The organism is Pseudoxanthomonas sp. F37, assembly GCF_022965755.1.
Lineage (GTDB): Bacteria > Pseudomonadota > Gammaproteobacteria > Xanthomonadales > Xanthomonadaceae > Pseudoxanthomonas_A.
On sequence record NZ_CP095187.1, the window covers coordinates 695,413 to 722,273 of the forward strand.

Below are 26,861 nucleotides of genomic sequence, written 5' to 3' on the forward strand. Positions count from 1 at the left end.
GAGCGTCGGCATGCGCTCCTGCTCGCTCCTCACTCCTCCCCACTCACTCCTTCCATTCGCTCCTCGTCCCAAGCGCAAGATCCGGATAGTCCCACCGTCGCGCGCGCCCTAGTCTGGGCGCATGGACACCATGCCGCGCCGATCGCTTCCCGCCCCGACCGCCCTCGCTGCCGATCCGCTGGACCAGGCGCGCCGCCTGCTCGATGAGGGCGAACCGTCCCTGGCGGAGCTGGCCACGCACACCGGCCTCAGTGCCTCGCATCTGCAGCGCCGCTTCCGCGCGCGCTTCGGCCTGAGTCCGGCCGAGTACCTGGCCCGCAAGAAGCTGGGCACGCTGAAGACGGCCCTGCGCGAAGGGCGTGACGTCACCACCGCGCTCTACGATGCCGGCTATGGTTCGCCCTCGCGGCTGTATGAGCAGGGAGCGGCGAAGCTGGGCATGACCCCGGCCACCTATCGTGCCGGTGGCCGCGGCGTTGCGATCCGCTGGACGCTCGTGGACACCGTGCTCGGCCGCACCCTGGTGGCCGCCACCGAGCGCGGCATCTGCGCGGTGGAACTGGGCGATGAGGACGTCGCACTGGAACGTCGGCTGCGCGAAGAGTTCCCGCATGCGCAGCTCGAACGCGTGGAAGCCGGTCGTGACGATTTCCTCGCGCCGCGCCTGCAGGCCGTGGCCGAACGCCTGGCCGGCCGCGAGGCGGAGGTGCCCGTGGACCTGCTGGGGACCGGCTTCCAGCAGCGCGTGTGGGATGCGCTGATGAAGGTGCCCGTGGGCGAGACGGTGAGCTATGCCGGCCTGGCGCGCCAGCTGGGCGCCCCGCGCGCGGCGCGCGCGGTGGCCAGCGCCTGCGCGCACAACCGCATCGCCGTGGTGGTGCCCTGCCACCGCGTGATCCGCGGCGATGGCTCGCTTGGCGGTTACCGCTGGGGATTGCCGCGCAAGCAGCAGTTGCTCGCGCGGGAGCGCGGCTGACCCGGATCTTCGCGGTGGCTGCGAAGGCGATCGTGATGGCGGTCGCGATGGCGCTGCGGGCCCGAACGCGCGATCCGGAAGAACGGCGCGCCGGACCAAGCCTGCCTGTCGACGATCCAGAAACCTCGCCTGTCGCCCCGGCCGCGCTTGGCGCCGCTCCCGCCAGCGGAAAGCAGTCGCGATAGAGACTTGAACGCCTTTCAAGCCGGACGGGAAAGGTTTCAAACGACCGAGGGCAGGTTCGCCATGCCACCGGTCGGCGTCTGGCCTAGAATTGCCCCATACCGCACTCCCCCACGGTTTCCCCATGAGCTCCTCCGTTTCCGCCGCCGCGCCCGCGCGTGGCGGCCTTGCCGTCGCTGCCGCCCTGGCCATCGTGTACGTGGTGTGGGGCTCGACCTATCTCGGCATCCGCTTCGCGCTGGAAGGCGGGTTCCCGCCGCTGCTGATGGTGTCGGGCAGCCGTTTCGTCGCCGCGGGCCTGGTGATGTACCTGTTCCTGCGCTGGCGCGGTGTCGCCGCGCCCACGCGCGCGCAATGGAAGAACCTGCTGGTGATGGGCGCATTGCTGCTGCTGATGGGCAACGGCATGGTGGTGCTGGCCGAGCAGACGGTGTCCTCGGGGCTTGCCGCGGTGGCGGTGGCGTCCATGCCGTTGTGGATGGGCCTGTTCGGCGCCATGCGCGGACAGCACCCGACGCGCGGCGAATGGCTGGGCATCATCGTCGGCTTCGCGGGTGTGGTCTGGCTCAACGCGGGCAGCTCGCTGACCGGTTCGCCGGTGGGACTGGTGCTGTTGCTGGTGGCGCCCATCGCCTGGGCGTACGGCTCGGTGTGGTCGCGCGGCCGCGACCTGCCTTCGCCCTTCATGACCGCCGCCGCGCAGATGCTGGCGGCGGGCGTGATGCTGGTCGGCGCGGGCCTGCTGCATGGCGAGCGCTTCCACGTGGCGGACTGGACGCTGGAAGGCGGGCTGGCCGTCGCCTACCTGGCGGTGTTCGGCTCCATCGTGGCGTTCACCGCGTACGTGTGGCTGCTGCACCACGCGCGTCCGGTGCTGGTGGGCAGCTACGCCTACGTCAATCCTGTCATCGCGGTGGCGCTGGGCGCCTTCATCGCCGGCGAGACCTTCACCGCGCACGACCTGGGCGCCATGGCGGTGATCCTGGCCGGCGTGGTGGTGATCACGCTGGCGCGCGCGCGGCAGTCGAAATGACCCATCAACCGCTCGACCGCAAAGGGCTGGCGATCACCGTCGGCACCTTCCTGATCTGGGGCGTGGTGCCGCTGTACTGGCACCTGCTCAAGGCCGTGCCGTCGTTCCAGATCATCGCCCACCGCATCGTGTGGAGCGCGGTGCTGGTGCTGGGCTGGCTGCTGCTGAAGAACGGCCTGGGCTGGTGGCGGCAGATCCGCGCCCAGCCGCGCGCGGTGCCGCTGCTGGGCGTCAGCAGCCTGCTGATCGCGTTCAACTGGGGCCTGTACATCTGGGCGGTGAACGCCGGGCACGTGGTGGAAACCAGCCTGGGTTACTTCATCAATCCGCTGATCAACGTGGTGCTGGGCGTGCTGGTGCTGCGCGAACGCCTCTCGCCCGCGCAATGGATCGCGGTGGGGTTCGCCCTGGCCGGCGTGGCGTGGCTGACGGTGCAGGCCGGTTCGCCCCCCTGGATCGCGCTGGGCCTGGCGTTCTCGTTCGGCCTGTACGGCCTGGTGCGCAAGACCGTGGCGGTGGACGCCGTCGCCGGACTGGGCGTGGAGAGCCTGTACCTGTTCCTGCCCGGCCTGGCCTATGTCGTGTGGGGCGAGTTCGGCCATGGCGGCGGTTTCGTCGACGGCTATGGCTGGCGCGACGACCTGCTGCTGGTTCTGGGGGGCGTGGTCAGTGCGGTGCCGCTGATCGGCTTCGCCTACGGTGTGCGCCGCATCCCGCTGTCGGTGGTGGGACTGCTGCAGTACGTCGCGCCCAGCCTGCAGCTGCTGATCGGCGTGCTGGTGTTCAAGGAGGCCTTCGATGCCACGCGTGCGGTCGGCTTTGCCGCCATCTGGGCCGGCCTGCTGATCTTCGCCAGCGACGGCCTGTGGCGCGCGCGTCGCCGCGACGCGCTGGTCGCGGCGTCCGCGGGCAAGTAAGGCTCAGCGCGCGGCGCCGCCGGCCGCGGTGGCGCCAGGCGAGGGGCAGGGCCCACCCGCCTCCGCCCACGTCCTGAACGCCGCGACGAAGCGGTCGTGCGGTACCGGCACCGGTGCGCGTTCGCCGCCGGGGTTCCAGCCCCACAGCACCAGCTTGTCCTCGGCCACGTGCTTGAGCAGCGCGTCGAAGTCGCGGCCGCCGTTGCGGTCCTTGTCCTGGATCATCGCGCACAACTGGTCGGCGGGCAGGCCGATCCACGCCATCTTCTGGTCGGGCGGCGGCAGCTGCCAGTGCGGTGCGCCCGGCGGCGCGTGCGGGCCGTAGCTGGCCGGCGAATTCTGTTCGCCATGGCAGGTGGAACAGGGCAGGCCGGGCGCGCCCTTGCCGTCCGGCCCGCGCACCACGTTCATCGCATGCGGCACCTGCGCGTCGAACTGCAGCGGCGCGTCGCCGGGAATGTGGCAGTTGCTGCAGCGCGGATGCTGGAACACCTCCTCCACCGTGGCGAACGCGGTCAGCGCCAGGGCTTTCTGCTCCTCGCTGATGCGGGGCTTGCACGCCACCAGCAGGAGCACGGTCAGGGACATCATCAGGATGCGCATGGCGGGCCTCAGGCGGTCGGCGTCGAGGAGGTGGACGTCGGCAGGCGCAGCGGCAGTTCGCGCAGGCGCTGGCCGGTCAGGGCGAACACCGCGTTGGCCACCGCGGCCGCGATCGGCGGCGTGCCGGGTTCGCCCACGCCGCCCATCTTCTCGGTGCTGGGCACGATGTGCACCTCCACCTGCGGCATCTCGTTCATCCGCAACACCGGGTAGTCGTGGAAATTGGATTCCTGCACCTGGCCCTCGCGGAGCGTGAGCGTGGAATGCAGCGCGGCGCTCAGGCCGAACACGATGCCGGACTCCATCTGCGCCTGTACGCCCGCCGGATTGACGGCCACGCCGCAATCGATGGCGCACACCACGCGGTGCACGCGGATCCTGCCGTCCTCGATCGACACTTCGGCGACCTGCGCCACGTAGCTGCCGAAGGACTCGTGCACCGCGATGCCGCGGCCGCGGCCCTGCGCGGGCGGCGCGTCCCAGCCGAACTTTTCGGCGGCCAGGTCCAGTGCCGCGAGATGGCGGGGGTGGTCCTTCAGCAGTCTGCGCCGGTACTCCACCGGGTCCTGGCCCGCGGCGTGCGCCAGTTCGTCGACGAAGCCTTCCATCACGAAACCGTTGACGCTGTGGCCGACCGAGCGCCACCACAGCACGGGGATGCCGGTCCTGGGCGAATGCAGGTCGACGCGGTGCGCGGGCGTGCCCAGGACGTACGGCGAATTGGCCACGCCCTCGGTCGAGGTGGCGTCGATGCCGTCCTTGACCATCATCGCTTCCATGAAGGTGCCGGCCATGATCGACTGGCCCACCATCACCTGGTGCCATGCCGCCGGCAGGCCGTCCTCGCCCAGGCCGACCTTGATCTTCTCGACGAACGCCGAGCGGTAGTAGCCGCCGCGGGTGTCGTCCTCGCGCGTCCACACCGTCTTGACCGGCGCCTTCGCGGCCTTGGCGACCTCGACGGCCTCGGACACCACGTCCGAGGTCGGCGTGGCGCGACGGCCGAAGCCGCCGCCGAGGAACGGCGTGTGGATGCGGATCCTTTCCGGCGCAATGCCGAGGATCTTCGCGGCGCTGTTCTGGTCCAGGGTGGGGAACTGGGTGCCGCACCAGATGTCGCACTCGCCGTCGCCGATCTTCACCGTGCAGTTCAGCGGTTCCATCGCGGCATGGGCGAGGTAGGGCACGGCGTACTCGGCCTCGACGGTCTTCGCGGCCTTGCCGAGTGCGGCCGTCACGTCGCCGGCGCGCACCGCGGTCGGTCCCTCCTCGGTCGCCAGCTGCGAGAACTGCTGCCGCAGCGCGGTGCTGTCCAGCTTGGCGCCGTCGCCCGCTTCCCACACCACCTGCAGCGCATCGCGGCCGAGCTTGGCGGCCCAGTAGTGATCCGCGATCACGGCCACGCCACTGGGCACCTGCACCACGTTGCGCACGCCGGCCACGGCGCGCGCCTGGGTGGCGTCGAACGACTTGACCGTACCGCCGAACACCGGCGAGCGCAGCACCACCGCCGTCAGCAGGCCCTCGAACTGCACGTCCATGCCGAACCGGGCCTTGCCGGTGATCTTCTCCGGCGTGTCCAGGCGCTTGGTCGGCTTGCCGATCAGCTTCCAGTCCTTCGGGTCGCGCAGCTTCAATGCATCCAGTGCCGGCGGGGTCTGCCTGCCGGCCTCGTCGGCGAGTTCGCCGTAGCGCAGCCGCGTGGTGCCGGACACCACCGCGCCGTTCTCGGTGCGCAGCTGGTCGACGGGCACCTTGAGGCGCGCGGCCGCCGCCTGCAGCAGCATCGCCCGCGCGGTCGCACCGGCCTGCCGGTAGCGGTCGAACTCGGACCAGGTGGTGGTGGAACCGCCGGTGCCCTGCATGCCGAACACCGGACTGGTGTAGGCCTTGTCCGCCGCACCGTGCTCGACGCGGATCTTCGACCAGTCGGCATCCAGCTCTTCGGCGATCAGCATCGGCAGCGTGGTCCAGATGCCCTGGCCCATCTCGGCATGCGCCAGCTGCACGGTGATGGTGTCGTCGGCGGCGATGCTGAGGAAGGCGTTCGGCACGAACGCGGCGGCCGGGGCGGCGGCCGCGTCCTGCGCCATGGCGTAGCGGCGCGCGCCGGGTACGAGGAAGCCGATCACCAGGCCGCCACCGGCCAGTGCGGTGGCGCGCAGGAAGTCGCGGCGCGGGGAAGAAGTTTCGAGGTTCACGGAACAGCCTCCGTCGAACGTGGGGAATGCGATGACGGGCGTCACCGCACCGGATCAGGCCTTGCCGATGTCGGCCGCGCGGTGCACGGCGGCGCGGATGCGCTGGTAGGTGCCGCAGCGGCACAGGTTGCCGGACAGCGCCTGGTCGATGTCGGCGTCGCTGGGCGAGGGGACCTTGGCGAGCAGGGCGGCGGCCGACATGATCTGGCCGGACTGGCAGTAGCCGCACTGCACCACGTCCAGTTCCGCCCACGCCTTCTGCACCGGATGCGAGCCGTCGGCCGACAGGCCTTCGATGGTGGTGATCTTCCTGCCGGCGACGGCGGATGCCGGCGTGACGCAGGCGCGCAGCGGCGCGCCATCGACATGCACGGTGCAGGCGCCGCACTGGGCGATGCCGCAGCCGAACTTGGTACCGGTCAGGCCCATCAGGTCGCGCAGGACCCAGAGCAGCGGCATGTCGTCCGGCGCGTCGACTTCGCGCTCGGCCCCGTTGACGTTCAACTTCATGGCGTCTCCTGGCGGCGGCGTGGGACCGGGCGACGATACTCCGCGCCCGCGTTGCATGCCAGTGAAGCCACGGGTCGATGTTTGCACGATCCTGCGGGATGCTTGCCCGATGCCCCGACCGGCGCGCCGGGCGTTGCCTTCGCCCCGCGGCTTGCGCCATCGTGGTGCCATGACCGCGTCCCCTCACGTGCTGCTCGCGTCCGCCCGCGCCGGTGAGGACACCGATGGCCGTGCATTGGCCGTCGTCGTGGCCACCGAAGGCTCGACGTATGTCCGCGCAGGGGCCATGGCGCTGTTCGGCCCGGACCAGACGCAGGTGGGTTGGCTGAGCGGCGGCTGCCTGGAGCCCGAGATCGCCAGGCGCGCGCGCCATGCCGCCGCCGTCGGCGCCGTGGGCGCGATGGAGATCGACACCCGCGACGATGAGGACCTGTTCGCCGGCTCCGCCGTCGGCTGTCGCGGCCGTCTGCGCCTGGTGCTGCTGCCGCTGGATCGCATGCCCGGCTGGGCCACCGCCGTGCAGGCGTGGTGGGCGGGCCGCGGCACGCTGGGCTTGGCGTTGTCCGCCGACGGCGAGGTGCACCTGCGGGTGGGCGAGGTGAGCCTGCACTGGACGCTGGTGCGCCATGCCGGGGAACCGACGGTCAGCCTGGCCGGCGATGTCAGCGTGCCGCCTCCGGCGCGCGTGGCGGTCTTCGGCGCGGGACCGGAAACCCCGTCGCTGCTGCAGGCGCTGCGTCCGCTCGGTTGGCACGTCAGCATGGTCGAGCGGCGCGCGCGCTGGATTCCCGACACCGACATCGCCGACGCGTGGCTGATGCAGCCGCCCGCCGATGCGCTGCGCAGCCTGCAACCCGCGCCCGATGCGGCGCTGGTCATGCACCATCATTTCGAACACGACCGGGAGGCGCTGGAGGCGTTGGCGCATACCCGCATTCCTTTCATCGGCCTGCTGGGGCCGGTGCGTCGCCGCGAAGACCTGTTGCGGGTACTCCCGGCGCCGACGCCTGCGCTGCTGTCGCCGCGCCTGCGCTCGCCCGTGGGGCTCAGGCTGGGCGGACAGGGTCCGGAGGCCATCGCGTTGAGCATCGTCGCCCAGCTGCAGGCCTGGCGGCACGGCGAGACGCCATGACCAAGCCGCATGCCGCCGTGGTGCTGGCCGCGGGCGGCAGCACGCGCCTGGGCCGTCCCAAGCAACTGCTGACGCGCGATGGCGAGACGCTGGTGCACCGCGCCGCACGGCTGGCCCTGGCGTCGGGCGCGGCACGCGTGCTGGTGATCGTCGGTGCGCAGGCGGATGATGTGGCGGCCGCGGTGCGCGACCTGCCCGTGGAGTGCCTGTGCAACGCGCGCTGGCGCGAGGGTCTGGCAGGAAGCCTGCGCACCGCGGTGGATGCGCTTGCCGCGCATGCCCGCGCCACGCTGCTGCTGACCTGCGACCAGCCGGCACTGGAGGCCGCGCACCTGCAGGCATTGCTGGAGGCGTCTGGTCGTGCGCCGTCGGGTTCCGCCGCGACGCGCCTGGCCGACCGCGTGGGTGTCCCCGCCGTCGTGGCGCCGACGATGCTGCGGGCCGCAATGGCGGCGCGGGGAGATCGCGGCCTGCGCGATGTGCTGAATGCGGCAGGTGCCGGCGTCATCGCCTGCGAGGCGCCGGATCTGGGTGTCGATATCGACACCCCGGAGGATATTGCGGGGGCCGTATCGCGGGGGTGGCTGGATCCCCTCGCGTGACGAGGTGCCGGCGTGGGCCGGCACCCCGCCCGGTTGCATCAGATCGCGCGCAGGGCCTGCGTGATCGGCAGGCGCGCCGCGCGCAGCGCCGGGAACAGCCCGCCCACCAGGCCGATGCCCAGGGCCCACTTCAGCCCGCTCCACAACAGCTCGGGCGTGACCTTGAACTGGAACACCACCTGGCTGAAGTTGCTGCCCAGCGTGGCCACGCTGTAGCCGTTGAACACGGCCCAGGCGATCAGCCCGCCCAGCAGCCCGCCCAGCAGGGCCAGCAGCATCGTCTCCAGCATCACCGCCATCACCACCGGCAGGCCACGGAAACCGATCGCACGCATGGTGGCGATCTCGCGCGCGCGGCCGGCAACGGCGGCGTACATGGTGTTCAGCGCGCCGAACACCGCGCCGATGGCCATGATGCTGCCGATCACCGTGCCCAGCACCCTGATCAGCGTGGTCAGGCCGGTGGACTGCTTGGTGTAATAGTCGCGCGTGGTCAGTACGTCCAGTTTCAGCCGCGGGTCGTTCTCCATGGCCTTCTTGAACTGCTCGAAGCCCGGCTTGCCGGCGGTGCGCACGGTGACCGACTGGTAGGCGCGGCGGTCATAGGCCGAGGAGAGCGTGTCGATGTCGGTCCACAGCTCCGAGTCGTGCGCATCACCGGCGGCGAACACGCCCACCACCGTCCAGTCCTGGTTGCCCAGGCGCAGCGTCTTGCCGATGTCCAGGCCGCGGTACTGGCCCTTGGCGCCCTGGCCGACCACGATCTCGCGCACGCCGACGTTGAACTTGCGGCCTTCGATCAGCTTGATGTGCGGACGGATCGCCCAGGCCGCTTCGCTGACGCCACGGAACTGCGCATTGGCGTCCTCGCCGCTGCCGGCGGTGGGCAGGTTGACGATCTGCGACAGCTCCGGCGACAGCAATGCGCGGCCGTCCTTGTCCTTGGCGATGCCGGCCAGCGTCGAGATCAGCGGCACCTGGTCGCGGGTGATGACCGAGTTGGTTTCCGCCTGCGAGCCGCCGCGCAGCACGATGGCGGTGTCGTCGCTGCCGGTCTGCTTGAGCGTGGCCGAAAAGCCTTCGCCCATCGCCAGCATCGCCACCAGCACGCCGACCACGCCGGCGATGCCGACCACGATCACCGACGAGGCGCCCCAGCGCTGCGGCAGGCTGGCGATGCCGATCCTGGCCGCCTCCAGCGACAGTCGGCCGCTGCGGGTGAGGAACAGCCACAGCGCCAGCAGCACCGCCAGGCCGGCCACCACGAACCACGGCGACACGATCCACGCCGCCAGGCCGACGGCCAGCAGCACGATGGAGACCAGATTGCCCAACCATTGCTTCTTCATGTGGTGTCTCCTCTCAGCGGCCGGCCAGGGCGTCGACGATCTTCAGGCGCATCGCCCGCGTCGCCGGCAGCGCGCCGACGATCAGGCCGATGGCGACCATCAGCGACAGCCCCAGCGCCCAGGTCTGGGCGGGGATGGTGGGCAGGGCGATCATGCCGTTGCTGGCGCCGCTGACCACCGGAATCATCACCGAGGCCAGGCCCATGCCCAGCACGCCGCCCAGCACGATCAGCAGCACCGCCTCCACCAGCACCAGCACCAGCACGGTGCCGTTGGTGAAGCCCAGCGTCTTCAGCACCGCCAGTTCCGGGATGCGCTCGCGCACCGCCTGCGCCATGGTGTTGCCGGTCAGCAGCAGCAGGGTGAAGAACACCGCCGCCATGATCGCGGTGACGATCAGGCCGATGTCGGCGAACTGCTTGGCGAAGGACTGGTTGAACGCCTGCTCGGTCTGGGTCTTGGTCTCGTGCGCGGAGTTCTCCGAGATCGCATCGATGGCCTTGGCCACGCGGGTGGCGTGGTTCACGTTGTCCAGCTTCACCATGTACCAGCCGACCTGGCCGTTGACGTACTGGTTGGCTTCGTCGAAGTACTTCCAGTGGAAGATCAGCTGGTTCTCCTCGCCCTTGCGCTTGGAGTCGGCCAGTCTGAACGTGCCGCGCAGCGTGAGCGGCCAGGCATTGCTGCCGTCCTTCTGCGGGAAGATCGTCGCCTGCAGCGGAATGGTGTCGCCGACCTTCCAGCCGAAACGCCTGGCCAGGTTCTCGCCGACGATGGCGCCGGTGCGGTCGGCCTCCCAGGCCTTCACCTGCGCCGGATCGACGATGTACTCCGGGTACATGTCCAGATAGCCCGGGCCCACCGAGAAGTTGGGGAAGAAGTTCTTCGGGTCCTTGTAGATGCCGCCGAACCAGGCCGCATACGTGGCCTTCTTCACGCCGGGCGTGGATTCGATGCGGGTCAGCAGGCTGTACGGCAGCATCTGCGTGATCGACAGGCGCGAGGCCACCACCAGGCGGTCCGCGCCGGCGACGCTGCCGCCGGAGTTGAACGCCACGCGCACCGAGTCCAGCAGGCCGAACAGCAGGAACGCCGCCACCACCGACAGCAGGGTCAGCAGCGTCCGCGTCTTGCTGCGGAACAGCGCCGACCAGATCAACGAGAAATATTTCATGTCCGCCTCCGGATCAGTGCGCCGCGGCCGGGGCGTCGACCAGTTCGCCCTTGTCCAGGTGGATGGTGTGGGTGGCGTACTCGGCCGCCTTCGGGTCGTGGGTGACCATGATGATGGTCTTGCCGTGCTCGCGGTTGAGCATCTTCAGCAGGTTGAGGATCTCCTCGGCCGAATGGCGGTCCAGGTCGCCGGTGGGCTCGTCGCAGATCAGGAAGGTCGGGTCGGAGACGATGGCGCGGGCGATCGCCACGCGCTGCTGCTGGCCGCCGGACAGCTCGTTGGGGCGGTGCGACTTGCGGTCGGCCAGGCCCACCAGCTGCAGTGCGATCTCGGCATTGCGCTTGCGCTGCGCCGCGCCCAGCTTGGTCAGCAGCAGCGGCAGCTCGACGTTGCGCTGCGCGGTGAGCGTCGGCATCAGGTTGTAGAACTGGAACACGAAGCCGACATTGGAGCTGCGCCAGTGCGCCAGCTGGCCGTCGTTCATGCGGTCGATGCGCTGGCCCTCGATCTCGATCTCGCCGGCCGTGGGCGTGTCCAGGCCGCCGATCAGGTTCAGCAGGGTGGTCTTGCCCGAGCCGGACGGACCCATCAGCGCGACGAAATCGCCGTGCGGGATGTCCAGGTCGATGCCGTGCAGCACCTGCACCTTCTCGGGGCCGCGCTGGTAGGTCTTGGTGACGTTGCGGATGGAAACCAGGGAAGACATCGGCAGGATCCTTGTAGGAGACGGAAAGGCGGACGGCGATGCTGCGGTTCAAGCAGGGCGGATCCCGCCCTCGAGGGACACGGGACGCCCGTGGGGCGACGGATGGCGCCGCCCGGGATCGACGGGCGCCGGTGCAACGGCGCCCGGTGTTCGGTGGTTCGCCGCCGCGAGGACATCCTCACGCGGCGCCTTGCGGGCTTACTCGGTGTCTTCGGCCAGCACGACCTTGGCACCGTCCTGCAGTTCGGCGGGCGGGTCCAGGACGACGGTTTCGCCCGCGTCCAGGCCCTGGGTGACATGCACGTCGTCGCCCAGCTTGCCGGCGACCTTCAGCGCGCGCCGCTGCACGGTGTCCTGGTCGCCGACGACGAAGGCCACCTGCGCGCCGTCGCGCTCGACCACGGCGGCGCCCGGCGCACGCACGCCCTTGGGCTGCGCGGCCTGCTGCGGCCGGGCCGCTTCCAGGAAGCTCACCCGCACGCCCATGTCGGGGACGATGCGCGGGTCCTTCACCGCCAGCGCCACGCGCACCTTCACCGTGGCCTTGCTGCGGTCGGCGGTGGGGATGATGGCGATCACCTCGCCGGGGATCTGCCAGTCGGGATAGGCGTTCAGCGTGGCCTGGATCGGCATCTTCGGCTGCACGCGGCCGATGAAGGACTCGTTGACCTCCACTTCCACTTCCAGCGAGTCCATGTCGACGATGGTGCCGATGCCGGTGCGGGTATAGCCGCCGGTGGCCAGCGGCGAGACGATCTCGCCGGGCTGCGCGGCCTTGGCGATCACCACGCCGGCGAACGGTGCGCGCACGATGGTGTTGTCCACGCCGTTGTCGGAAATGGCCAGGCTGCGGCTGGCCACGGTGACGTTGCGCTGCGCGGCCTGCAGCTGCGCGCGCAGGGCGTCGCGGGTGGCGACCGCCTGGTCGTACTGCGAGCGCGCGACCAACTGCTGCCGCACCAGCGAGGACAGGCGGCGCGCATGGGCCTCGGCCTCGGTCAGCTGCGCCTGCACGTTCGCCACCTGCGAGCGCGCGGCCTCGACCTGCGCCTGCGACAGCGCACGGCTGGCGTCGGCATCCACCGGGTCGAGCGTGGCCATCACCTGGCCGGCTTCGACCTTCATGCCTTCCTCGATCAGCACTTCGCGCACCTTGCCGGTGATCTTGGCCGACACCGTGGCCATGCGCCGTGCGACCACGTAGCCGGAGGCGTCCAGCACCGAGGCGGCGGCACCGCCGTTGCCCATCGCCACCGTGGGCGCGGTGCGCACTTCGATCGGCTTCTCGCGCCCGAACAATGCCCAGCCGGCCGCGGCCAGCGCCAGCAGCACGGCGACCACGCCCAGCGTGATCCACAGGCCGCGGCGCGATGCGGGCTCCGGCGGCGGTGCCTTGCGGTCGATGCGGAGTTCCTTCAGCAGGTCGGCAGAGGTGTTCATGCGTATCCAGACGGTGAATGCGGGGAAGTGTGACCAGCAAGGGTAACGGAAGCCTAGTTGCCGGAAGTCACTTCATGCAGGAACCGGCCGGCCCGGCCCGGCAACGGGCCGGCAACAGGCCGGGAGGGTGCGCATCATCGACGCTCCGGCGGGCGCATCCCAGTGACACCTGTCATCTGATTCGCCTGAGGGGCGCCACTGATCACAGGCGGGGCGAGGGCGCAGGCTGTGTCCCTCTTCCGGCAAGGCTCCTTGGCATGGACACGGCGACCCTCCCTTCCCCCGCGCTCGCCCGGCTGCGTGGCGTGCGCCATCAGTATGGCCGCACCCTGGCGCTCGACGGTCTGGATCTGGCGTTGCCGGCCGGCCAGGTGCTGGCCCTGCTCGGCCCCAACGGGGCCGGCAAGACCACCGCGATCAGCCTGCTGCTGGGCCTGCAGCGTCCGCAGGCGGGGCAGGTGGAACTGTTCGGCCTGCCACCGCAGGACCTGGCCGCGCGCCGGCGCATCGGCGTGATGCTGCAGACGGCTGCCGTGCCGGACACGTTGCAGGTGCGCGAGCTGATCGACCTGACCCGCAGCTACTACCCGCGTCCGCGCAGCGTGGCCGACTGCGTGGCGCTGGCCGGGCTGGACGGCCTGATGGACCGCCGCTACGGCCGGCTGTCCGGCGGCCAGCAGCGGCGCGTGCAGTTCGCGCTGGCCCTCTGCGGGCGGCCCGGGCTGCTGTTCCTCGACGAACCCACGACGGGCCTGGACCTGGATGCCCGGCAGACGCTGTGGAAGGCGATCCGCGAACTGGGCGCGCAGGGCTGCGCGGTGCTGCTGACCACGCATTACCTGGAAGAAGCCCAAGCGCTGGCCGATCGCGTGGTGGTGCTCAACCACGGGCGCGTCGTGGCCGAAGGCACCGTGGCGCAGATCCGCGCCCACGTGGCGCAACGACGCATCCGCTGCAGCACCACGCTGCCGGCGGCGCGGGTGCAGGGCTGGCCGGGGGTGCAGCGCGCGCAGCACGACGGCGAGCGGCTGGAGATCGTCGTCGATGCGGCCGAGCCGGTGGTCCGCCGGCTGTTGGACGAGGATCCCGCACTCACGGAGCTGGAAGTGCAGCGCGCCGGCCTGGCGGATGCCTTCCTGGCCCTCACCCGTGACACGCAGAAGGAAGCCGCCTGATGGATACCGTCGCCACCGTTCCGTTTTCGTCCACGCGGGCGTACGTGCTCGAAGCCCGCTACGAATTCCTCCGCCTGCTGCGCACGCCCTCGTTCTCACTGCCTGCCCTGTTGTTTCCGCCGGTGTTCTACCTGCTGTTCGGCGTGCTGCTGGGCGGCAAGGGCGGGCCGGTCGCCGCGCAGTACCTGCTGGCGGGCTATGGCGTATTCGGCGTGATCGGCGTGGCGCTGTTCGGCTTCGGCGTGACCGTGGCGATGGATCGCGAACAGGGCCTGCTGACGCTCAAGCGTGCGCAGCCGATGCCGCCGGGGGCCTACCTGGTGGCGAAGATGGCCATGGCGCTGCTGTTCGCCGCGATCATCCTGCTGCTGCTCGCCGCCATCGCGGCCGGCGTGGCGCAGGTGCGGCTGTCGGCCGCGCAGTGGGCCGGGTGGGCGGCGACGTGCCTGCTGGGCGTGCTGCCCTTCAGCGCGCTGGGGCTGTGGCTGGGCACGTTGGTCGGCGGCCGCGGTGCGCCCGCGCTGATCAACCTGGTCTACCTGCCTATGGCGTTCCTGTCGGGGCTGTGGGTGCCGCTGACGATGCTTCCGGCGATGCTGCAGACGCTGGCGCCGGCATGGCCGGCGTATCATCTGGCGCAGGTCGCGCAGAAGGTGGTCGGCGTGGATGCAGGGCGTCCGCTGCCGCTGCATGTCGCCGTACTGGCCGGGATGACGATCGTGTTCTTCCTGCTGGCGCGCCGCCGCCTGGTGCGGTGAACCGGACCGTCGAGCAAGGAGCCTGCGATGAACCCGTCTTCCTCTCCGCTGCTGCGTCGGCTGACCCGCCTGCGCGACGCCCTGGTCCCGGAGGCGCTGGGCCTGGGCTGGATGCCCCTCTTCCTGCTGGGCTACCTGGTGTTCCTGTTCATGCCGGTGCTGGTGCCGTCCGGGGGCGACTGGGGCGGCAACCTGCACTGGCGCCTGTGGCCGACGCTGGCATCGATCGCGGCGTTCCTGCCGATGTACTTCCTGGCCTACCGCGGCAGTGCGATGACGCGGGTGCTGTGCACCTTGGGCATCGCCGCGCTCGGCTGCGGGCTGATGGCGTACAACGCCTTCTCCAACACCTACATCATCTACGCGGCGGCCTTCGTCGCGCTGCTGCCCGGCGCGGTGTGGCTGCGGCTGGCCGTGCTGGCGGCATTGCTGGGCGCCTACCATGGCCTGTCGGTGTGGCTGGGGTTCCCGGTGTTCGTGCCGATACTGACCGCCATCATCTCGGTGGCCGTGTTCACCGGCAACTACTTCCAGTCCGAAACGGTGCGCAAGCGCGCCGAGCTGAAACTCTCGCACGAGGAAGTGCGCCGGCTGGCCGCGCTGGCCGAACGCGAGCGCATCGGCCGCGACCTGCACGACCTGCTGGGCCACACGCTGTCGCTGGTGGCGCTGAAATCCGACCTGGCCGGCCGGCTGATCGCCCGCGACCCGCAGGCCGCGCGCAACGAGATCGACGAAGTCAGCCGCGTCGCCCGCGATGCGCTGGCGCAGGTGCGGCGCGCGGTCACCGGCATCCGCGCGGCCGGACTGGCGGCCGAACTGGCCTCGGCGCGCCTGCTGCTGGAATCGGACGGCGTCACCCTGCGCTACCAGGCGCAGGACGTGGCGCTGCCGGCCGATCTTGAGACCGTGCTCGCGCTGAGCCTGCGCGAGGCGGTGACCAACATCCAGCGCCACGCGCGCGCCACGATCGCCGAAGTCGCGCTGGCCTGCAGCGACGGACACGCGCATCTGCGCATCCGCGACAACGGCGTCGGCAGCGCCGCCGTGCCCGGCAACGGCCTGGGCGGCATGCGCGAGCGTGTGGAAGCACGCGGCGGACGCCTGCGCATCGATTCCACCTTGCGGCAGGGGACCTGCGTTGAGATCGTGCTGCCGCTGCCGTCGGGGTCCGATGTCGTGACGGCACCAGAGAAAGCCCCTGTAGGAGCGACGTGAGTCGCGACCGCATGGCCGGACACACCCTCATCTCGACGCGTGCGCGGATGCAGGCTGCCTCGCTTGTTTCCATGGCTGCGCCACCCGTGCGGTCGCGACTTACCGGTGCAGACTTGCCTGCACCACTCCTACAATGGGCAGTCCACTTCACGAGTGTGATTCACTAGCGTGACGTTCAATCTTTTTGCCACGACATCTCCATGATCCGCGTACTGCTCGCCGAAGACCAGGCCATGGTGCGGGGTGCGCTCACCGCGCTGCTGGGCATGGAACGCGACATCGAGGTGGTCGGCGGCGCGGCCGATGGCGAGACGGCGTGGCGCGAACTGCAACGGCTCAAGCCCGACCTGCTGGTCACCGACATCGAGATGCCCGGCCTGAGCGGGCTGGAGCTGGCCCAGCGCATCCAGCGGCACGAACTGGCGTGCAAGGTGGTCATCGTCACCACCTTCGCGCGCAGCGGCTTCCTGCGGCGCGCACTGGAGGCCGGCGTATCCGGCTACCTGCTGAAGGATGCGCCGGCCGAAGACCTGGCCGAAGCGCTGCGCAAGGTGCACCGGGGCGGCCGCGCCATCGATCCGCAGCTGGCGCTGGAAGCCTGGTCCGACGCGGACCCGTTGAACGACCGCGAGCGCCAGGTGCTGCGGCTGGCCGGCGAAGGGCAATCGGCCGGCGACATCGCCAGGCAGCTCAACCTCTCGCAGGGCACGGTGCGCAACTACCTGTCCGAAGCCATCGGCAAGCTCGGGGTGGGCAACCGCATCGAAGCCTACCGGCTGGCGCGCCAGCGCGGGTGGTTGTAGGAAATGAAACGCCTGCTCTAGGAGCGACGTCAGTCGCGACCGCACGCGTCCCCGCGTTCCGATGGCTTGCGCTATTGCGCAGGAATGGGCATGCGACGCTCGTCGCGTCTTTGACCGGTTCACGTGGCTTCGGGGCCACGGTCGCGACTGACGTCGCTCCTGCAGGGGGCAACGTCACGCGCCGTAGCGTGCCTTCAGCATCGCGTAGGCGCTGCGCAGCGCCAGGGCTTCGCCACCGGCGGGACGGCCGGCCCGGTCGCTGTCGTTCCATGCGTACACGTCCAGGTGCGCCCACTTCATGCCGTCCGGCACGAAGCGCTCCAGGTACAGCGCGGCGGTCACCGCGCCGGCCATGCGCGAGCCGGCGTTGGCCAGGTCGGCGATGCCGCTGGTCAGGTAGCGCAGGTACGGGCGCCACAGCGGCATGCGCCACACCGGGTCGCGCGTGCGTTCGCCGGCGGCGATCCAGTCGTGGGCCACGGCATCGTCGTTGGCGAACAGCGCCGGCAGGTCCGGACCCAGCGCGATGCGTGCCGCGCCGGTCAGCGTGGCGAAGTCCAGCAGCAGTTCGGGCGACTGCTCGCCCGCGTAGGCCAGCGCATCGCACAGGATCACGCGGCCTTCGGCATCGGTGTTGTCGATCTCCACGCTGACGCCCTTGCGGGTGGCGATCACCTCGCCGGGACGGAAGGCGTTCGGGCCGATGCTGTTCTCCACCGCCGGCACCAGCAGGGTCAGCCGTACCGGCAGCCGGCGCGCCATCACCAGACGGGCCAGCGCGATGGCATGCGCCGCGCCGCCCATGTCCTTCTTCATGTTGCGCATGCCGTCGGCCGGCTTGATGTCCAGGCCGCCGGTGTCGAAGCACACGCCCTTGCCGACCAGCGCCACGTGCGGCTGCGAGGCATCGCCCCAGCGCAGCGCGATCAGCCGCGGCGCGCGGTGCGAGGCGCGGCCCACCGCGTGGATGGCGGGGAAGTTCTGCGCCAGCAGCGCGTCGCCGGCGACCACCTCGACCTGCGCGCCGTGGGTGGCGGCCAGCTCGCGCACCGCGGCTTCCAGCTCGTCCGGCCCCATGTGCTCGGTGGGCGTGTTGACCAGGTCGCGCACCTGCAAGCTGGCCGCCAGCAGGTCCAGCGCTTCGGCATCGGCCTGCGGCAGCACCAGCCGTGCGGGCTTGCGCGCGGGCTGCTTGTAGCGGTCGAACCTGTAGCTGCCCAGGCCCCAGCCCAGCTGCAGCGCGGTGCGTGCTTCTGCGGACAGGTCGCTGGCCAGCTGCCAGTCGCCGGCCGGCAAACCGAACGGCGCGTGTGCGTAGCTGTAGGGGTCCAGCGCATCGCCGATGCCGATCAGCGCGCCCGCCAGCCCGTCCTCGCCCGGCAGCAACAGCAGCGAACCCGCACCGGCGGCAAACGCCTGCGCGTCGATCCAGGCATTGACCGCGGCGGACTGGGTGGTGCGCCAGGCGGCCAGTTGCGTGCGGTCCAGCACGTGCAGCGCGCGGGCGCTGGAGGAGGCATCGGTGTAGGCGAGGGCGGCGCTCATGCGGCGGCGTGTTCCGTGGCGAAGTCGGGGTGGGCGTCCAGCCAGTCGGCCAGCGCGGTGAGGGTGGGAAATTCCAGGTCCGGACGCAGGGTTTCGTGCGTCCAGGCGCGGGGTTGGCCGTCGTGGTCTTCCGGCCGGTTGATCCAGCAGCTGCGCAGGCCGGCGCGCGCGGCCCCCAGCACGTCCATCTCGATGTGGTCGCCCACGTGCAGCACTTCGGCCGGTGGCACGCCCAGGCGCTCGCAGGCGGCCAGGAAGATGCTGGCCTCGGGCTTGGCGGCGCCGTGTTCGCGCGAATGGATCTGATGCACGAACAGGTGGCCCAGCCCGATCCGCTGCAGGTCGGCGTTGCCGTTGGTCACCGCGGCCACCGGCAGGCGTGCGGCGATGCGCTCCAGGGCCGCCCGTGCGTCCGGGTAGTACTCCACCTGGTTGCGGGCGGCGTAGAAGGTCTCGTAGGCCGGTTCCAGCAGGGCCATGTCGGCGCCGCTCTCGCGCAGGGCGTGTTCCAGCGTCATCCGGCGCAGGATGCTGAGGTCGTGCTTGTGCTGCGGGTGCGCGGCAAACACCTGCTCGCGCACGGCGCGCATGCGCTCGACCGGGAACATGGCGGCGGTGGCGGGGCTGTGCTGGCGCAGCCAGTCGTCGAGGACGCGCTCGATCCGGGCGCCGATGGGGGCGAACGGCCAGAGGGTGTCGTCGAGGTCGAGGGTGATGGCGCGGACGGGGAAGCTCATCGCGGCGATTTTACACCCCGTCCCGGGCTGCCTTTCACTCCGTCAGGCTGGAGGGAGCCCTTGTCCCAGTGGAAGAGGGGGTTGGGGTGAGGGGAAACGAAGATGGTTCTTCGCTTTCCGTTGCTGGGGCCACATCCGCGATGGCTTTCTGATTCGGTGGCCTTGCGGGACAGGCCTTCATTTTCTTCGGTATGGCGCCGCTCGCCGCGGGGGCGTTCCTTTCTTTGCTCGTGCAAAGAAAGGAACCAAAGAAAAACGCCCCAGGCGGCACGCCCTGCGCGCTGCGCGCTCCGGGTCCGCGAGCGGGCCGGGAATTTTCGTATGGCACATCCCTGTGCCATACGAAAACGCCGTCATCCATGACGGCGCCCTGCGGGTTTTACCCGGCCCGCTCGGCGTGCCTCATGGGGGCCCCGAAAAGCAGGAGCAACAGCAACAACAACAACAGCAACAGCACATGCAGATCGCGGGCGCGGACGCGTTTGCTTTTGCTCCCGGGGCCCCTTAGGTCCGGCAGTCCCGGCGGGTAAAACCCGCAGGGCGGCGCACAAGGATGTGCGCCGTTTTCGGCCGGGGCAGGAGGCCCCGTCCGAAAATTCCCGTCGGGACTGCGCACCCGCCGCACAGCGGCGGGCGGACCGCCGGGGTGTGTTTCTTTTGCCTACTTTTCTTTGCACAAGCAAAGAAAAGTAGGGCCCCCGCGGCGAGCGGCGCCATGCTCGCCAATCAGAGAGCGGACGCCGCAGGCTCAATGAAGCGTAGCGCTCACTCCAACAACCGTGCCCACCCCTCCATGCCCTCCACCCGCGCCAGCACCAGCTTCACGCACACCAGCAGCGGCACCGCCAGCAGCAACCCGATGATCCCCCACAACCACCCGAACAGCATCAGCGCCAGGATCAGCACCAGCGGCGACAGCGCCATCCGCCTGCCCAGGATGATCGGGGTGACGATCTGCCCCTCGATCGTGTGCAGCACCAGGTAGGCCACCGCCGGCAGCATCGACTGGAACGGCTCCTCGAAGCTGATGAAGCCCACCAGCAGCATCGCCACCATCCCGATCAGCGGCCCCACGTACGGCGCGAAATTCAGCAGCGCCGCCATCGTGCCCCACAGCAGCGCCTCGGCCAGCGGCAGCCCCAGCAGGTACAGCACGCAGGCGAACACCAGGCCCACCACCGTGTTGATGATGCTGATGGTCAGCACGTAGCGCGACACCTCGCGCTCGATGGAGTGCAGGATCTCCACGGTGAACTTCTTCTGCTGCCGCCCCGGCAGCAGCGCGATGGCATTCCGCTGCAGGTTCTCCCCGTACACCATGAAGAAGAACGTCAGCAGCACCACCGCCAGCAGCGAGGCCAGCACGCGCGGCGTGGCCAGCAGCTTGCCGTAGGGGTCGTCGGGGGTGGCCTGCACCACCTGCGGCTGCCGCCCCGTCTGGGTGCCGGCGGCGGCGCGGGCGAAGTTCTCGGCGGCCTTGTTGGCGTCCTGCACCGGCTTGGTCAGCTCGCGCAGCTTGGGCGCCAGCTGGCGCATCTCGCGCGGCGCCTGCTGCGCCCACTCCATCGCCGAGGGCAGCATCTTCTGCGCCAGCAGCCCGGTGGTGGCCATGCCGCCCAGCAGCACGATCAGCGCGCCCAGGAAGCGCGGCACGTACAGCCGGCGCAGCACGCGGATGATCGGGTTGCCGACCAGGGCGAAGAACATCGCCAGCAGCACCGGCAGCAGCAGGTCCTGCGCGGCCCACATCGTGTAGCCCACCGCCAGCGTGGCCAGTACCAGCACCGGGGTGGAGGCGCGCGGGCGTGGCGGCGGCGGGGCGGGGGCCGCGGGCGCGTCGGGTGGGGCAGGTGTGCTCATGGGCAGGGGGCCGCCGGAAGGAATGCGCGATTGTGCAACGTCCCCCGTGGGAGCGACGTGAGTCGCGAGCGCGCCCCGATAGCGGCGCCGGATGCAGGAGGGTGGACGCGCCGCAGCGCGTCCGGGAGAAGAACGGCCGGCTTTCCCCACGACGGGTGGCGCGCGTTCGCGACTCACGTCGCTCCCACCACCGCAAGCGCCTCAGCGCTCGGACAGCTCCGTCGCCGCTTCGGCCGGGCGCGGCGCGGTGACCACGATCTCGTCCTCGTCGAAGGCCTCGTCCACCATCGGCTCTTCGTCGGCCTGCGTGTCGGCCTGTTCCTGCGCTTCCTGCGCGGTGTCGGCGGCCTGCTCGGCGGTCTCGGCGGCGGCGGCCGCCTGCGCGGTGGCCAGGAAGCTGGAGACGGCGGTGAACATCTGCATCCAGCGGGCGCCGGTCAGCGCGCGCAGCGGCTCGGACCGCCCCACCAGGAAGCCGCTGACCACGCCGGCAATGACGATGCGGCCCGGCGTCCAGCCTGCGCGCCAGGCCTGCTTCAGCGTGGCCCATTGCAGCTGTGCGTGGGTGGCGCGCAGCTCGACCCGCCGCTCGGCCCGCTGCACGTGCTGCAGCAGCTTCTCGAAGCGCATCACGCGCCTCCGTGGTCGGCCGCGCGCGGGTCGTGCGCGGTGCCGGCGGCCGGCGGCCCATCGTCCAGCGCGGCGTCCTCGTCGAACAGGCCCAGCCTGGACAGCTGGCGCCGCGTGGCATGCATGCCGGTGTAGTCGAAGTAGCGCCCCACCTTCCACACCGCCAGCGCGGTGACTGCCAGGCTGAGCAGCGCCGCCAGCGACAGCGCCTGCAGCCACGAGAACCCGAAGCGCTGCATCAGCGCGATCAGCGCGCCGGTGACCAGCAGCCACGCCGAGGCGCCGAACACGATGGCCACCCCGGCCCAGGCCAGCGCGCGGCCGAAGGCGCTGCGGGCCAGGGCGAAGTCGGCCGAGACCAGGCCGCGGAAGGCGCGCCCGGCATCCTTGGCCGAGCCGAACGCCGCGCGGCCCGCCGCGCCGACCTCCTTCAGGGTGTCGGCCAGGTCGGGCGGCGCGGGGGTGTCGGTATCGCGGGGCGCGTCGCTCACGCGGCCGGCTTACTTGTCGCCGCCGCTGCGCGCCAGCTTGGCGATGATCCAGCCGGCGGCGAAGGCCACGCCGAACGAGGCCAGCGGCCGCTCGCGGATCAGGTCCGCGGCGCTGTCGATCAGGTCGCGGCCCTTGTCCATCAGGGCGTCCACCTGCTCGCGCGCGGCGCCGCCGCCGGCTTCGGCCGCGGCGATGCCCGACAGCGCGCTGTCGGCCAGTTCGGACTTCACGTTCGCCTTGCCCAGGCGCAGCTCGTCGCCAGCGGCGCTGGCCGCGCCCTTGATGGCCTCGCCAGCGGCCGCGGCGGCCGACGCCAGGTGCGAACCGGCCTCGCCCAGGTTGGACTTCAAGGCATCGGTGTTGGTGGGCATGCTCATGGGTGTCTCCTGCAGGCGGGGGATGGGGCCACTCTAATGCACGGGGGTGAACGGGCTGTTAGATGGCTGGGGGCGAGGAACGAGTGGCTAGGAACGAGGAACGAGTGGGGGCTGCGGCGTGGAGAGTGAGAGCCACTTGCCCCGCCCGCCCCTCGCTGCTCGTTCCTCATCACTCGTTCCTGGCCTTCCTCACTGCATCAGCAGCCGGCCCGTGCCGCGTCCGCGCAGGATGTTCAGCACCAGCTGCGCGGGCTTGCGCTCGAAGCTGGCGCGGAACCCGGGCAGGTCGCCGAACTCGCCGCTGCTGCTGGCCACGATGATGTCACCCGGGCGCAGGCCGCTGTTCCATGCGCGGCTGTCGCGCGCCACGTTGCCTACCTGCACGCCGCCCTGCGCGCCGCGGATCATGCCGCGCACGGCCTGCCGCGCCGACTCGTCCATCTCCTTCAGGGTGGCGCCGGCCAGGCGCGGATCCAGGCTGGCGCCGTCGGCGCTGCGCGCGCCCTCCTTCAGGGCCACGTTGAGCTGCAGCGGCCTGCCGTCGCGGCGCACGTCCAGCGCCACGCGCGTGCCCACCGGTTGCAGGCCTTCGAAGTTGTGCAGCGCCGCGCGGTTGTCGATGCGCTGGCCGTTGGCCGCCAGCACCACGTCGCCGGGCTGCAGTCCGGCCTCGGCCGCGGCCGATCCGGGGTACACGCGGGTCACCAGCGCCCCGCGCGGCAGGTCCAGGCCCAGGCCGCGCGCCACGCGCTCGTCCACGTCCTGCGATTCCACCCCGAACGTGCCCCGGCGCACCACGCCGTCGTTGGCGATCAGCTGCTCCATGATGCCGCGCGCCATGTTGATGGGAATGGCGAAGCCCAGGCCGATGTTGCCGGCCATGCTGCCGCGCGGGTTGAAGCTGGCGGTGTTGATGCCGACCAGCCGGCCCTGCAGGTCCACCAGCGCGCCACCGGAGTTGCCCGGGTTGATCGAGGCGTCGGTCTGGATGAAGTTCTGGTAGCCCGCCACCGGGATGCCGCTGCGCCCCACCGCCGAGACGATGCCCGAGGTGACGGTCTGGCCCAGCCCGTAGGGGTTGCCCATCGCCACCACGAAATCGCCCACCTGCAGCTGGTCGCTGTTGGCCATGGGCACCGCGGTCAGGCCCTGGGAGGGGATGCGGATCAGGGCCACGTCGGTGTCCGGGTCCGAGCCGATGAACTCGGCTTCCACCTGGCGGCCGTCGCTGAGCGTGACCGACACGCCGTCGGCGTTTTCCACCACGTGGTGGTTGGTCAGCACGTAGCCGCGCGCGGCATCCACGATGACGCCCGAGCCCAGCGCGCGTTCCACGCGCTCGCGCGGCATGTCGGGGATGCCCAGCAGGCGGCGGAAGATCGGGTCATCGCCGAACGGCCCCAGCGGGCTGGCCACGCGCACGGTCTGCCGGCTGTACACGCTGACCACCGCGGGGGTGACGCGCTTGAGCATGGGCGCCAGCGAAGGCAGCGCCTGCCCGTCCACCGCGGTGGGCAGGGCGGCGGCGGCCGGTACGGCGGCCGCCGCCGCGGGTGCGGCGTTGGCCGGCTTCTGCAGCAGGTCGTTCAGGCCGGTGGCGGCAAACCCGCCGAACGCGGCGGCGGCGGACAGGGCGATCAGGGTGGGGAACGGGCGCAGCGCTTTCTTCATGGTCGGTCGGCAGCTCGTTGCAAGAGGGAGCGGGCGCCGGAGGCCTCCCGCGTAACCTGAATGAGTCTGCGCACGGACCCCTAAACCGGCAATGAAGTTCACCCTGTGCACCGCCCTGGCCGGACCCGGCGCGCGACGACGGACGGTGGGTGGAGAGCCATGCCATTGTCATGTCAATCCGGTTGACAGGGGGCACCCCCGGGCGTAGTTTGACCACTTCGTGCTGACACAAGATGTTGCGGTCCAGCACGAAGCGGACCCAAGCACTGGTGTTTCACGTCGGGCTTTGCGCTTGGGAAATCGGGCGCCTTTGGGGATTGGCGCATGAGGGCGAGGGACGCAGTGGGCAGCACGGCAACGTCAGGGCCCACCACCACAATCCGGCCATCCGGGCAGCGCATCCTGTGCGGCGGCCCGCGCCGGCGTCCCCGTCGTCCGGGTCCGCGATGAGATACCGGGGCAGGCCCAGGCCTGCCCGCCACAGTCATTAGAGAAGTTCCAGTCGTTTTCAGGAGAACAACACAACCATGAGTACGGTGCGCCTTGAGGCGGTCAAGACGGAACAGCCCACCCTGATCCCCATGCAACCGGCGTCCCAGGACATCTGGGACAAGAAGTACCGGCTGAAGACCAAGCAGGGCGAGGCCCTGGACGCCGACATCGATGGCACCTACCAGCGCGTGGCCCGCGCCCTGGCCGACGCCGAAGCCACCCCCGAGAAGCGCGCCTACTGGTACGAGCGTTTCGTGTGGGCGCTGCGCCGCGGCGCCATCCCGGCCGGCCGCATCACCTCCAACGCCGGCGCCCAGCAGCACAAGCCGGCCACCAGCACCATCAACTGCACCGTGTCCGGCACCATCGAGGACTCGATGGACGGCATCCTGGAGAAGGTCCACGAGGCCGGCCTCACCCTGAAGGCCGGCTGCGGCATCGGCTACGAGTTCAGCACCCTGCGTCCGAAGGGCGCCTTCGTCGCCGGCGCCGGCGCCTACACCTCCGGCCCGATGTCCTTCATGGATATCTACGACAAGATGTGCTTCACCGTCTCCAGCGCCGGCGGCCGCCGCGGCGCGCAGATGGGCACGTTCGAGATCTCGCACCCGGACGTGAAGGACTTCATCCGCGCCAAGCGCGAAGACGGCCGCCTGCGCCAGTTCAACCTGTCGCTGCTGATCACCGACGGCTTCATGCAGGCGGTGGACCAGGACGCCGACTGGCCGCTGGTGTTCCCGGTGAACATCAAGGAGAAGGGCGACATCGACGTCGAGGACGCTTCGCAGGTCGTCTGGCGCGAGTGGCCCACCCACAAGAACTACATCGTCCGCGACGACGGCCTGGTGGCCTGCAAGATCTACGGCCACATCCGCGCCCGCCACCTGTGGGACATGATCATGGTCTCGACGTACGACTACGCCGAGCCGGGCTTCATCCTGATCGACCGCGTCAACGAGATGAACAACAACTGGTGGTGCGAGACCATCCGCGCCACCAATCCCTGCGGCGAGCAGCCGCTGCCGCCCTACGGCGCCTGCCTGCTGGGCTCGGTCAACCTGACCACCTTCGTGCGCGACCCCTTCACCGACCAGGCCCGTTTCGACTGGGAGGAATACAAGGAAGTCGTGCGCGTGTTCACCCGCATGCTGGACAACGTGGTGGAAGTCAACGGCCTGCCGCTGCCGCAGCAGCAGGCGGAGATCCTGCGCAAGCGCCGCCACGGCATGGGCTTCCTGGGCCTGGGCAGCACCCTGACCATGCTCAAGCACAAGTACGGCAGCCCCGAATCCTGCGAGTTCACCGAAGCCATCGCCCGCGAGATGGCCGTGGCCGGCTGGGAGATGGGCCTGGCCCTGGCCAAGGAAAAGGGCGCCGCCCCGATCATGGACGAGCTGTTCACCGTCACCGCCGCCATGCTGCGCCAGCGCCCGGAAATGGCGAAGGACGGCTGGAAGGTCGGCCAGGAGATCCCCGGCAAGGTGCTGCACGCCAAGTACAGCCGCTACATGCAGCGCGTGGCCGAGGTGGCCCCGGACCTGGTGGACGAGCTGGCCGAAGTGGGCAGCCGCTTCACCCACCACAGCTCCATCGCGCCCACCGGCACCATCAGCCTGTCGCTGGCCAACAACGCCAGCAACGGCATCGAGCCCTCGTTCGCGCACCACTACAGCCGCAACGTGATCCGCGAAGGCAAGAAGTCCAAGGAAAAGGTGGACGTCTACTCCTACGAGCTGCTGGCCTACCGCGAACTGGTCAACCCCAAGGCCATGCCGTTCTCGGACGACCCGGAGGCCAAGCTGCCCGATTACTTCATCGCCGCCGACGACATCTCCCCCAAGGAGCACGTGGACGTGCAGGCCGCCGCGCAGAAGTGGGTGGACAGCTCCATCTCCAAGACCGCCAACGTGCCCACGGACTACCCGTACGAGCAGTTCAAGGACATCTACCGCTACGCCCACCAGCAGGGCCTGAAGGGCTGCACCACGTTCCGCTTCAACCCGGCCGCCTTCCAGGGCGTGCTGGTGAAGGAAGCCGACCTGGAGAACACCACCTACCGCTTCGAGCTGGAAGACGGCAACGTCATCGAGGTCAAGGGCAACGAGCAGATCGAGTACGACGGCGAGATGCACACCGCCGCCAACCTGTTCGATGCGTTGAAGGAAGGGTATTACGGCAAGTTCTGATGCCTTGGCCTTCTCCCCGCGAACGGGGAGAGGTTCTTCTCTCTCCTTCTCCCCGCACGCGGGGAGAAGGAAGCAACACCGCTTTACCCCT

Annotated in this window: 24 protein-coding genes; 10 read left to right on the forward strand and 14 right to left on the reverse strand. The window is 70.3% G+C overall.

What is annotated here, in order from left to right:
• The first annotated feature begins 130 nt into the window (after window positions 1-130).
• The 3 genes from MUU77_RS03065 to rarD all read left to right on the forward strand — a co-directional run bounded on the left by MUU77_RS03065 (window position 131) and on the right by rarD (window position 3,109).
• Complete coding sequence (locus MUU77_RS03065; protein WP_245091460.1) at window positions 131-976, forward strand: methylated-DNA--[protein]-cysteine S-methyltransferase; 846 nt, start codon at window positions 131-133, stop codon at window positions 974-976.
• A gap of 307 nt (window positions 977-1,283) precedes the next feature.
• On the forward strand, window positions 1,284-2,192 hold the full coding sequence (yedA, locus tag MUU77_RS03070; RefSeq protein WP_245091462.1) for a drug/metabolite exporter YedA: 909 nt from the start codon (window positions 1,284-1,286) through the stop codon (window positions 2,190-2,192).
• Complete coding sequence (rarD, locus tag MUU77_RS03075) at window positions 2,189-3,109, forward strand: EamA family transporter RarD (RefSeq protein WP_245091464.1); 921 nt, start codon at window positions 2,189-2,191, stop codon at window positions 3,107-3,109. The genes yedA and rarD overlap by 4 nt, the downstream gene beginning before the upstream one ends.
• 3 nt (window positions 3,110-3,112) lie before the next feature.
• On the opposite strand, the gene MUU77_RS03080 is transcribed toward rarD, so the two are convergent.
• The 3 genes from MUU77_RS03080 to MUU77_RS03090 are packed head-to-tail and all read right to left on the reverse strand — an operon-like array spanning window position 3,113 to window position 6,423.
• The gene (locus MUU77_RS03080; protein ID WP_245091466.1) at window positions 3,113-3,712 is read right to left on the reverse strand and encodes a hypothetical protein; all 600 of its coding nucleotides are present in this window, start codon (window positions 3,710-3,712) and stop codon (window positions 3,113-3,115) included.
• Window positions 3,713-3,720: 8 nt separating this feature from the next.
• Entirely contained in the window at window positions 3,721-5,913 is a 2,193-nt protein-coding gene (locus MUU77_RS03085) for a xanthine dehydrogenase family protein molybdopterin-binding subunit (RefSeq protein WP_245091468.1), read from the reverse strand.
• Window positions 5,914-5,967: 54 nt separating this feature from the next.
• The gene (locus tag MUU77_RS03090) at window positions 5,968-6,423 is read right to left on the reverse strand and encodes a (2Fe-2S)-binding protein (protein WP_245091470.1); all 456 of its coding nucleotides are present in this window, start codon (window positions 6,421-6,423) and stop codon (window positions 5,968-5,970) included.
• Between the two features lie 169 nt (window positions 6,424-6,592).
• On the opposite strand from MUU77_RS03090, the gene MUU77_RS03095 reads away from it, so the two are divergent.
• Both MUU77_RS03095 and MUU77_RS03100 read left to right on the forward strand, forming a co-directional pair.
• Complete coding sequence (locus MUU77_RS03095; protein WP_245091472.1) at window positions 6,593-7,555, forward strand: XdhC/CoxI family protein; 963 nt, start codon at window positions 6,593-6,595, stop codon at window positions 7,553-7,555.
• Window positions 7,552-8,157, forward strand: a complete 606-nt coding sequence (locus MUU77_RS03100; RefSeq protein WP_245091474.1) for a nucleotidyltransferase family protein — start codon at window positions 7,552-7,554, stop codon at window positions 8,155-8,157. The genes MUU77_RS03095 and MUU77_RS03100 overlap by 4 nt, the downstream gene beginning before the upstream one ends.
• A 38-nt stretch (window positions 8,158-8,195) precedes the next feature.
• Here the strand turns inward: MUU77_RS03100 and MUU77_RS03105 are convergent, their stop codons facing one another.
• The 4 genes from MUU77_RS03105 to MUU77_RS03120 form a co-directional block, all read right to left on the reverse strand.
• Window positions 8,196-9,506, reverse strand: coding sequence for an ABC transporter permease (locus MUU77_RS03105; protein WP_245091476.1), 1,311 nt, complete (start codon window positions 9,504-9,506; stop codon window positions 8,196-8,198).
• 13 nt (window positions 9,507-9,519) lie between these two features.
• Entirely contained in the window at window positions 9,520-10,680 is a 1,161-nt protein-coding gene (locus MUU77_RS03110; RefSeq protein ID WP_245091478.1) for an FtsX-like permease family protein, read from the reverse strand.
• A gap of 13 nt (window positions 10,681-10,693) precedes the next feature.
• Entirely contained in the window at window positions 10,694-11,386 is a 693-nt protein-coding gene (locus MUU77_RS03115) for an ABC transporter ATP-binding protein (RefSeq protein WP_245091480.1), read from the reverse strand.
• Between the two features lie 198 nt (window positions 11,387-11,584).
• The gene (locus MUU77_RS03120) at window positions 11,585-12,826 is read right to left on the reverse strand and encodes an efflux RND transporter periplasmic adaptor subunit (protein WP_245091482.1); all 1,242 of its coding nucleotides are present in this window, start codon (window positions 12,824-12,826) and stop codon (window positions 11,585-11,587) included.
• Between the two features lie 257 nt (window positions 12,827-13,083).
• On the opposite strand from MUU77_RS03120, the gene MUU77_RS03125 reads away from it, so the two are divergent.
• From MUU77_RS03125 to MUU77_RS03140, 4 genes are all read left to right on the forward strand, one after another.
• A complete protein-coding gene (locus MUU77_RS03125) occupies window positions 13,084-14,001 on the forward strand; it encodes an ABC transporter ATP-binding protein (RefSeq protein WP_245091484.1) in 918 nt (305 codons plus the stop codon).
• Entirely contained in the window at window positions 14,001-14,759 is a 759-nt protein-coding gene (locus tag MUU77_RS03130; protein ID WP_245091486.1) for an ABC transporter permease, read from the forward strand. The genes MUU77_RS03125 and MUU77_RS03130 overlap by 1 nt, the downstream gene beginning before the upstream one ends.
• A 27-nt stretch (window positions 14,760-14,786) precedes the next feature.
• Window positions 14,787-15,977: a sensor histidine kinase gene (locus MUU77_RS03135; RefSeq protein ID WP_245091488.1), complete on the forward strand. Its 1,191-nt coding sequence runs from the start codon at window positions 14,787-14,789 to the stop codon at window positions 15,975-15,977.
• A gap of 200 nt (window positions 15,978-16,177) precedes the next feature.
• Window positions 16,178-16,780 (forward strand): response regulator transcription factor, encoded by a 603-nt coding sequence (locus MUU77_RS03140; RefSeq protein WP_245091489.1) that lies wholly within the window; start codon window positions 16,178-16,180, stop codon window positions 16,778-16,780.
• Window positions 16,781-16,954: 174 nt separating this feature from the next.
• Here the strand turns inward: MUU77_RS03140 and MUU77_RS03145 are convergent, their stop codons facing one another.
• The 7 genes from MUU77_RS03145 to MUU77_RS03175 form a co-directional block, all read right to left on the reverse strand.
• Window positions 16,955-18,325, reverse strand: a complete 1,371-nt coding sequence (locus tag MUU77_RS03145; RefSeq protein ID WP_245091491.1) for a leucyl aminopeptidase family protein — start codon at window positions 18,323-18,325, stop codon at window positions 16,955-16,957.
• Window positions 18,322-19,062 carry an HAD-IA family hydrolase gene (locus MUU77_RS03150; protein ID WP_245091493.1) on the reverse strand — a complete coding sequence of 247 codons (741 nt, stop codon included), beginning with the start codon at window positions 19,060-19,062 and terminating at the stop codon, window positions 18,322-18,324. The genes MUU77_RS03145 and MUU77_RS03150 overlap by 4 nt, the downstream gene beginning before the upstream one ends.
• A 765-nt stretch (window positions 19,063-19,827) precedes the next feature.
• Entirely contained in the window at window positions 19,828-20,922 is a 1,095-nt protein-coding gene (locus MUU77_RS03155; protein WP_245091495.1) for an AI-2E family transporter, read from the reverse strand.
• A gap of 201 nt (window positions 20,923-21,123) precedes the next feature.
• A complete protein-coding gene (locus tag MUU77_RS03160; RefSeq protein ID WP_245091497.1) occupies window positions 21,124-21,552 on the reverse strand; it encodes a protein sip-5 in 429 nt (142 codons plus the stop codon).
• Complete coding sequence (locus tag MUU77_RS03165; protein WP_245091499.1) at window positions 21,552-22,043, reverse strand: phage holin family protein; 492 nt, start codon at window positions 22,041-22,043, stop codon at window positions 21,552-21,554. Before MUU77_RS03165 ends, MUU77_RS03160 begins: the two co-directional genes overlap by 1 nt.
• A gap of 9 nt (window positions 22,044-22,052) precedes the next feature.
• Complete coding sequence (locus MUU77_RS03170; protein WP_056878612.1) at window positions 22,053-22,415, reverse strand: hypothetical protein; 363 nt, start codon at window positions 22,413-22,415, stop codon at window positions 22,053-22,055.
• 195 nt (window positions 22,416-22,610) lie between these two features.
• Window positions 22,611-24,080, reverse strand: coding sequence for a Do family serine endopeptidase (locus MUU77_RS03175; protein ID WP_245094183.1), 1,470 nt, complete (start codon window positions 24,078-24,080; stop codon window positions 22,611-22,613).
• A 539-nt stretch (window positions 24,081-24,619) separates the two neighbouring features.
• Between MUU77_RS03175 and MUU77_RS03180 the strand changes: the two genes are divergently transcribed.
• Window positions 24,620-26,770 (forward strand): adenosylcobalamin-dependent ribonucleoside-diphosphate reductase, encoded by a 2,151-nt coding sequence (locus MUU77_RS03180; protein WP_245091501.1) that lies wholly within the window; start codon window positions 24,620-24,622, stop codon window positions 26,768-26,770.
• The last annotated feature ends 91 nt before the right edge of the window (window positions 26,771-26,861 follow it).